This is a genomic window from Nocardia sp. NPDC058497 (assembly GCF_042720195.1).
Classification (GTDB): domain Bacteria; phylum Actinomycetota; class Actinomycetes; order Mycobacteriales; family Mycobacteriaceae; genus Nocardia.
The window spans coordinates 1-1211 of sequence record NZ_JBHXMY010001015.1; the positions used below are offsets into that span (position 1 = coordinate 1).

A 1211-nucleotide genomic window follows, 5' to 3' on the forward strand; every position below is an offset into this window, starting at 1 on the left:
GGAAAACTGACACGCGACGAGACACGGGGACAATCGAACTGTGGGGCAGGATCGGACCAACTGGCCGCCGGGGGTGGTGATGCGCAGAGCTGGGGGACTACGCACACTCGAGGCGGCGCTCATCCGCGGCGGCCTCGGCCCGGTGGCCGGCGTCGACGAGGCGGGCCGGGGCCCGTGTGCCGGGCCGCTGGTGATCGCCGCGTGCCTGCTGGCGCCCAAGGCCTACGACAAGCTGTCCGGGCTCGACGACTCCAAGAAACTGACCGAGGCGGTCCGTGAGGAGCTGTTCCCGGTCGTTCAGCGGTTGGCGCTGGCGTGGAGCGTGGTGGTGGTGCCCGCCTGGGAGATCGACTCCATCGGCATCCACGTCGCCAATATCGAGGGCATGCGCCGGGCCGTCGCCGGTCTCGGCCACACCCCCGGTTACATCCTGACCGACGGTTTCAAGGTCCCCGGCCTGCCCGCACCGTCACTGCCGGTCATCGGCGGCGACGGCACCGCGGCCTGTATCGCCGCGGCGAGCATCCTGGCCAAGGTGACCAGGGACCGGATGATGGTCGAGCTCGACGGGCAGCTGCCCGGATACGGATTCGCCGCGCACAAGGGCTACAACACGCCCGAGCACACCGCCGCGCTGCGGCAGCTCGGACCCAGCACCGAACATCGCCGGTCCTGGCGCAATGTGCGCGAACTCGAGGTGCCGGGCGGTAGCCGAGTGGCTTCCCGCGCCGCGCATGCGCGATGATGTCCACTATGAACGCGGCGCTGCTAGAAGGAGGACGGCCCACCCGATGAGTGCTGAGGACCTCGAGAAGTACGAAACCGAGATGGAACTGTCGCTGTACCGCGAGTACAAGGACATCGTCGGCCAGTTCTCGTACGTGGTGGAGACCGAACGTCGCTTCTACCTGGCCAATTCTGTCGAATTGCGGCCGCAGAACGCCGACGGCGAGGTCTACTTCGAAGTGCGGATGAGCGATGCGTGGGTATGGGACATGTACCGTCCCGCGCGCTTCGTCAAGCACGTGCGAGTGATCACGTTCAAGGACGTGAACATCGAAGAACTGGAGAAGCCCGACCTCCGTCTGCCGGAGTGAGGGCGCGCCGCCGGCCTGGGGGTTTGGACAGCTCCGGCCGGGTGGCCACTGTTTTTTTGAGCCCCCCTCCGCGGGGGGGTGCCGGGCGGGGGCGGGCGCCGTGGAGGACACCGG

Annotated in this window: 2 protein-coding genes; both read left to right on the forward strand. The window is 68.0% G+C overall.

Annotation, left to right across the window (positions count from 1 at the left end; genetic code table 11):
- Positions 1-40 precede the first annotated feature (40 nt).
- A complete protein-coding gene (locus ACFWPJ_RS33345; RefSeq protein WP_378857583.1) occupies positions 41-745 on the forward strand; it encodes a ribonuclease HII in 705 nt (234 codons plus the stop codon).
- A 46-nt stretch (positions 746-791) separates the two neighbouring features.
- Positions 792-1097 (forward strand): DUF2469 domain-containing protein, encoded by a 306-nt coding sequence (locus ACFWPJ_RS33350; protein WP_011210678.1) that lies wholly within the window; start codon positions 792-794, stop codon positions 1095-1097.
- Positions 1098-1211 lie beyond the last annotated feature (114 nt).

Coding starts and splice junctions, on each gene's coding strand:
- ACFWPJ_RS33350 (WP_011210678.1), top strand. CDS start 792: ATGAGTGCTGAGGACCTCGAGAAGTACGAAACCGAGATGGAACTGTCG.